Source organism: Methylobacterium sp. J-001 (assembly GCF_022829565.1).
Taxonomy (GTDB): Bacteria; Pseudomonadota; Alphaproteobacteria; order Rhizobiales; family Beijerinckiaceae; genus Methylobacterium.
This window is the reverse complement of sequence record NZ_JAKSYN010000194.1, coordinates 1-5,987: the sequence shown is the minus strand read 5'-3', so window position 1 is coordinate 5,987 and position 5,987 is coordinate 1. Positions and strand designations below refer to the sequence as shown.

Below are 5,987 nucleotides of genomic sequence, written 5' to 3'. Positions count from 1 at the left end.
TGGAGCACGCCCGGCGTCCCGGCCATCGCCGGGCTGCACAGGTTCCGCGACTATGGCTCGTACATCGACGATCTGCAGGCCGGCGCGACCGTGCTGATCGCCGATCTCGCCCGCGACGCGCGCACGGCGGCTGCGGCTGACACGTTCGCCGCCATGGAGGCGCGCGCGCTAGTTAATCTGCCGGTCATGGAGCGCGGCCGCTTCGTGGCTTTGTTCTTCGCGCTGAAGCCGACGCCGCACGCGTGGAGCGCCGATGAGGTGGCCTTCCTGCAAAGCGTCGCCGATTGCGCCCGCGCGGCTATCGCCCGGGTCGAGGCCGAGGACCGGCAGCGGCTGCTTAACCAGGAGCTGAGCCACCGCATGAAGAACGTGCTGGCGATGGTGCAAGCCATCGCCACGCAGACCATGCGCACAGCCACCGACATGGACACCGCTAAAGAGGTGCTCGCCGGGCGGCTCGTCGCCCTGGGCAAGTCGCATGACCTCCTACTCGGCGGTGAGATCGGCAGCACCGCGCTCGACACCCTGATCACGAATGCCCTGGAGCTGCACCGGGATCGGCCCGATCGCTTCGTGATCGCGGGTCCGCCGGTCGCGGTGGGCGCGCGGGCGGCGCTCTCCCTCTCGCTGATCCTGCACGAACTCGCGACCAACGCGGCCAAGTACGGCGCGCTGTCGACCGATGCAGGGCAGGTCACGATCGATTGGCAGATCAGATCCGAGATGCACGAGCCGGAGATGGTGCTGAGCTGGCGGGAGGTCGGCGGCCCGGTTGTGGTCGCACCGACACGAACGGGCTTCGGCACGCGGTTGATCGGTCGCGGGCTTGCCGGCAGCTTTGGCGGGGTGGTCGACCTCGCCTACCCGCCGACGGGGGTGGTCTGTACGATCACGGCGCCGCTCAGGGGATTGCAGGCCCACGATCTGGGATCGCTCGGCTAATCTTCGGTAGCGTCCGGATCAAAGACACGTTGGCTCTGGGTGGTATCCAACCGTCGTAGCAGTGCGGCCATAGCCTCTGGCACCGGCTCGGACGGGAGCACGGCGTAGACCTGCCGCAGATTGCGGCCGAGGTGACGCTGGATCGCATGGGGGGAGCTGGAGTGAACCCAGTGCGTCTGGGGTCCTGGCATGGGGAGGGGGCTTTCAAGGTCGATCATCGCCGGCCCAATCGGGGGCGTTCGCTCTGTCACACCAAGTGGCTCCTACGACCGCAGGTTGCGAGGATCTGCGTTAAAATGGACCGACGCCGTTACGTTCCCACTAACCGGCGAAAGCCGAAGCGTGTGACATGACGAGCACAACTGCGTCGAAGCGGGTCGGATGAGCGCGGAAAAACATCCTCATAGTTTTCATCAGTTCGATAGGGTCAGCTTAGGCAGATAGCCAAGGATCGAACGGACAGAGAATGGTTTCGAAATACAGGCCGCTCCCGACCCTTCGCTGACCCTGGGAATGTCCGCTCGCGGGCAACCCAGCTGACTGTCGCCTGCGACCGGGATTGGCGGGAAGCCGAATGTCCGGTTCTGCGCACACTTGCGATCCGACGCGACGTAGTCTGGCCGAAGGATGTCTGACCGCGTCATGGCAAAAGTTAGCAGGAAGCGGACATCCTACTACGACCCGACGGACCAGCGAATTTAATCCGTACGGAACCTAGAAATTTTAACGAACCGACAGGTCGTACACAATTTATGCTTCGCACTCATTGTGCCGGAGTAAGGCCCAGTCGATTTCTGGTGGTGCGGACGTTCCCCCGTACGATGGCTTGCCCGTCGCGCCAAATGACGATGCATGATTGATCCGCTCCTGGTCCGCTCGACTGTACCGAGATCAAGAGTTTAGGATCGATGCTCACCATGCCCCAATCGTCGGCGAGTTCCAAAACGATAACGTCCGTAGCCGGAGGCGGGTCCAGCGTTTGCAAATCCGCTGCTTTTTGAGGCTGATTTATCGCAATTCGCGCATCCGGCCTACCCGGCGCAGCAAACAGAATAATTGCTATGATCACGAAAGTGCTATGCCGAGCTGACATGGTCAAACCGATCGTGTGAAAACGATTGGCTCTTTCGGTAGGCAAGCCAGGTCATCTTCCTGCAATCCTAGATTTGATGCGATAACCTGGCGGGGCGCCAAGGTCATCCACTGTGATAGCGAGCATTCCTGGTGCGAGGGACTGTCGTGAACCCCGACAAATGTACACGGCTCGTCACCGATGTTCTCGATCATGTGCGCGGCGGCTCGCGGCAGGTAAGCGCAGTCGCCAGGCTTCAAATCCGCCGTTGCCAAGCGCTTCTCGGGCTCGAACACCGTCACGCGCGTCCGGCCTTCGAGTAGAAAGTGCCACTCGTTCGCGCTTGGATGCCAGTGCGGTGCGTGCAGGGCGCCCGGCAGCAACGTCTCGCTGAAACCCGTCATCGTCGTCGAGATCGGGAACGCCTTGGCCGGAGCAATGCGCAGTGTGCCGGCGGAGCATTCGATCAACGGCTGAGCCTGCGCGAGCGCGAACCGGTGCGAGCTCGCAGCGTTCAAGCGTCGCTCGCCGCGGGCGACATCTCCATCCAGTGGGATCACTGGACCTTGCGCGATGTAAACTTCAGCCTCCGGCAGATCGCGGGTCACGGCCTCGCTCAAATTGAACGCCGCCCTTAAGATCGAGTGGTCGAGCCGGCTGAGCCAATCGCTCAAGCCGAAAGTTCCGTGATCACCGTAGAGGCCGTCGTCGAACGTCAGGATGGCGTGGCAGGGCACATCGCCCAGCGTCTGGATCGCGTGGGCATGGCCAGCTGGGAACGACCAAGTGTCGCCGGGGCCAAAGTTCAAGACCTCCAAGCCGCCGTCGGGATCCAAGATTGTCACCTGACAATGACCGTTGATCACGTAAGCCCATTCAGCCGACGAATGCCAATGCATCTCGCGGACGCCGCCGGGATTGAGGAACAGGTGGGCGCCCGCAATGCCAGTCGCGATTGGCAATTGATTGGCGGTGAGATCACGCGCCCAACCGCCCGAGGTCGCCTTGATGGCCCCGCCGTCGAGCCGCCCGGTGAAGGGCTGGGCCGCACCGGGTTTGCGCGGAATGGTACGAACGAAGGCCTGAGAGGATGATGCTTCTTTGCCTGCTGCTCGACCGTCACCGTCAGCTCCGATAGCTCGCCCTGCCGCGACAGCACCCATGCCGAAGGCCAGTCCACCGAGGAAAAATCGCCGCTCAGTTTCCACGTGCCCCCCTTTAGCCTTCAGCATTGCGCCATCAATCAAAAGGAAACCCCGTTGCTACGGGATGATTGAGCGGACGTTCTCACATCCGACGGCCACACTCGTATTTTTCGAGGCATTCGACGTCAGCCGAATGGATGATATGCTGCATTCAGACATGTTTCGAATCAGGTTGGGCAAGTGATGGCCACCTATGGTCACCGCGCTGGTGAGGACCTGAAGTGACGAACAGTGAATTATCTCAGGGCCCTCATGCACTTTTGAGCAAGGCGCCGGAACACGGGCGCGTTGTCCAAGAGCTGCAGATTGATCCTGTCGTACTTCGTGCCGGAACGGAGGCAGAACAGCTCTCGCAAATCCTAAGTACCGTGTATGATGCGGCGCTCGACGCAGAGCGTTGGCGGGAAGCGCTTCAGCTCACCACCGGGTTTTTGGACGGGACCGCTGCGAACCTGTTCTGGCAGGATCCGATAAATAACCAAGCGGCAGTGTTTCACGACTGGGGTGACAATCCGGATTACGTCCGAAATTATCTTGAGCGCTACGCAGCCTTAAATCCCTTTTTCCCAGCTATATCTTTTGTTCCGACCGGTATAGTCTTCAGTGGTGGCGATATCATTCCACATGAGGAGTTTGCACAGACGCGTTTCTATCAAGAGTGGGTAGCCCCACAGGGTTTCATCGATGTCATCGGCGTCAATCTCCATCGCTTTGCAGTCGGCGTTGCGGCGTTTTCTGTCCGTCGCAGTCGCGCGCAAGGGTTTGTCGACGACGAGATGAGGCGGAAATTGGAACTGCTAGCGCCGCACCTGCAACGCGCCGTGATGATCGGCCGTGAGTTTGACGGTCTTCGATCGAAAACTACATCGCTGGAAGCAGTGCTCGATCGTGTGACGGCCGCTGTTTTCCTGGTCAATGCTGTTGGGAAACTGGATTTTGCCAACGAGGCCGGTCTCAGTCTTCTACGCAAGGGTGACATGCTCTGTCGACGTGATGGCGTCCTCGCCGCATCAGACCGTGCCGCCGATAAAACACTACGAGCAGCTTACGCCTCGTCCAGTACCGGGAACGACCACTCGATGATGTCCTGCCCCCCGTCGATTGTTTTAACGAACAAACAGAAAGAGCGACATCTTGTGCATGTCCTGCCGCTGTCTTCCGGTGCTCGCCAAACGGGGTATCTCGGACATCGGGCACAGGCCGCCGTATTCGCTCGCAAAACGGAAGTACCGATCACTTCCGGCATCGAAGTGCTGGCCAAACTCCATGGCTTGACGGGGAGTGAGGTTCGGGTCCTACAGGCGGCGGTGGTGCTCGGTACGGTCGCCGAGATAGCGAGCTCCCTAGGCGTGGGGGGGGCGACCGTAAAAACGCATCTTGCGTCCTTGTTTGCAAAAACAGGAACGCACCGACGCTCCGAACTAGTCAGCGCCGTAGCGGCGCATGGCAACCCGCTGCTCTGAGGGGCAATGCCGACCGAAGTGATCTAAATCAATCTCGCGGCGTACAGTCTACGGCGATCGAACCGTACGGTTTCATCCGGGGGCCGCGAAGCCGCCGCTGGAGTCGGATCTGGGCAGCCAAGCTGCTCGCGATCCAGCGGGGTCGATGCTTGTGAGCACGCGAATTTCGGCAGGCCCCCTAGATTGTCTGCGCGCTGGTCATGCTCACTTTTCGCATTGAAGTTCTATATGGGTCGCGCAACACAGAGATGCATCAGAGATCTTGGTCCGACCAATTATCAGTCGAGTGCAGCGACGGCGATTGGGTCACTGCTGTCAAAGATTTGATAAGACGTAGCAATGTGGGAACCCCGCTCGATGAGCTGCATCTGTCCAAGCAGCATCAGCAGGGCGAACGTACCCCATAGCGCAACAAATAATAGAGGCGGTCCTTCGCCGGACATGCGATTTGCTCCTTTGTAGCGACCCCAAAGATAAATGGTAACCATGCTTAGAAGTGGGAGGATCAATCGTTAGACACCTCACCTGATTGCTCGGATCGGGCCACTTCTTCTGCTGACCTCTCAGTACTCAACGAGGCATAGCCTGGGCATCCGATCTGCTGGAGCTCCAACGGCGTCGAGGCCAGCGCACAGGCCAATTCCGGCAGGTCTGCTAGATCGTCCGCGCGCGGCGCAGTAGCTGTGGCGATGAGCAGGACGGGCATCAGAAAGTAGCGCATTAAAAATCCCTCTGCGAACCCCCCGATGGTAGAGGTATCGGGAGTCGAAGGGAGGCGCATCATCCGTTCGGATGATATGAAGCCTCGGGCTTAGCCCTCCAGGCCAAGCCGTAAAATTACCAACTTCATATCTATATTGGCGAATTCATTAATCGTGGCCACGGTGTGGACGGGATTGCGGATCGCCACACCTTGTTATGCCATTCCATTGCAGAGGCTGATGGTTCTCAAGACACCCTTTCAATAATGTTCGAAAATCACAGCCGGAATGATGAGTGTCAACTATCGAGGATCGACTGAAGTTTCTAGGATTATTGTGATAAACTCAAAACCAAACGTCCGGTTATGCATGCGATTGCGATCCGGGATGACGTAATCGGGTCGGATGCGGAACGTCCGCTTCGAGGCAAGTGGCTGACTTCCGCTACCCACCCATAGCGGCCGTGGTCAGCCCCCATTGAAGTGGTCCGCCCTTTGGTATGGCTTTTGAGCCTGGAGGACGGACGAGATGGCAAAGCACCCGAAGCCCGAGGAGATCGTCGCGAAGCTACGTCAGGCGGACGTTCTGATTTCACAGGGCCAGA

6 protein-coding genes are annotated in these 5,987 nt (G+C 59.5%); 2 read left to right on the top strand and 4 right to left on the bottom strand.

The window, feature by feature from the left end:
- Positions 1-942 (top strand): sensor histidine kinase (locus MKK65_RS22835; protein ID WP_243960335.1); only part of this gene is annotated, 942 nt, incomplete at its 5' end.
- On the opposite strand, the gene MKK65_RS31595 is transcribed toward MKK65_RS22835, so the two are convergent.
- On the bottom strand, positions 939-1,133 hold the full coding sequence (locus MKK65_RS31595) for a NepR family anti-sigma factor (RefSeq protein WP_409565483.1): 195 nt from the start codon (positions 1,131-1,133) through the stop codon (positions 939-941). The genes MKK65_RS22835 and MKK65_RS31595 overlap by 4 nt on opposite strands.
- A 904-nt stretch (positions 1,134-2,037) precedes the next feature.
- Positions 2,038-3,246, bottom strand: coding sequence for a cupin domain-containing protein (locus MKK65_RS22830; RefSeq protein ID WP_243960334.1), 1,209 nt, complete (start codon positions 3,244-3,246; stop codon positions 2,038-2,040).
- 194 nt (positions 3,247-3,440) lie between these two features.
- Between MKK65_RS22830 and MKK65_RS31415 the strand changes: the two genes are divergently transcribed.
- Positions 3,441-4,682: a response regulator transcription factor gene (locus MKK65_RS31415; protein ID WP_243960333.1), complete on the top strand. Its 1,242-nt coding sequence runs from the start codon at positions 3,441-3,443 to the stop codon at positions 4,680-4,682.
- Between the two features lie 278 nt (positions 4,683-4,960).
- On the opposite strand, the gene MKK65_RS22820 is transcribed toward MKK65_RS31415, so the two are convergent.
- Together MKK65_RS22820 and MKK65_RS22815 are read right to left on the bottom strand one after the other, a co-directional pair.
- Complete coding sequence (locus MKK65_RS22820; protein ID WP_243960332.1) at positions 4,961-5,125, bottom strand: hypothetical protein; 165 nt, start codon at positions 5,123-5,125, stop codon at positions 4,961-4,963.
- A gap of 62 nt (positions 5,126-5,187) precedes the next feature.
- Positions 5,188-5,403 carry a hypothetical protein gene (locus MKK65_RS22815; protein WP_243960331.1) on the bottom strand — a complete coding sequence of 72 codons (216 nt, stop codon included), beginning with the start codon at positions 5,401-5,403 and terminating at the stop codon, positions 5,188-5,190.
- Between the last annotated feature and the right edge of the window lie 584 nt (positions 5,404-5,987).

Bases quoted from the DNA above. Each gene is read 5' to 3' on its own strand.
- MKK65_RS31595 (WP_409565483.1), bottom strand. From the start codon at position 1,133: ATGCCAGGACCCCAGACGCACTGGGTTCACTCCAGCTCCCCCCATGCG.
- MKK65_RS22815 (WP_243960331.1), bottom strand. From the start codon at position 5,403: ATGCGCTACTTTCTGATGCCCGTCCTGCTCATCGCCACAGCTACTGCG.
- MKK65_RS22830 (WP_243960334.1), bottom strand. From the start codon at position 3,246: ATGCTGAAGGCTAAAGGGGGGCACGTGGAAACTGAGCGGCGATTTTTC.
- MKK65_RS22820 (WP_243960332.1), bottom strand. From the start codon at position 5,125: ATGTCCGGCGAAGGACCGCCTCTATTATTTGTTGCGCTATGGGGTACG.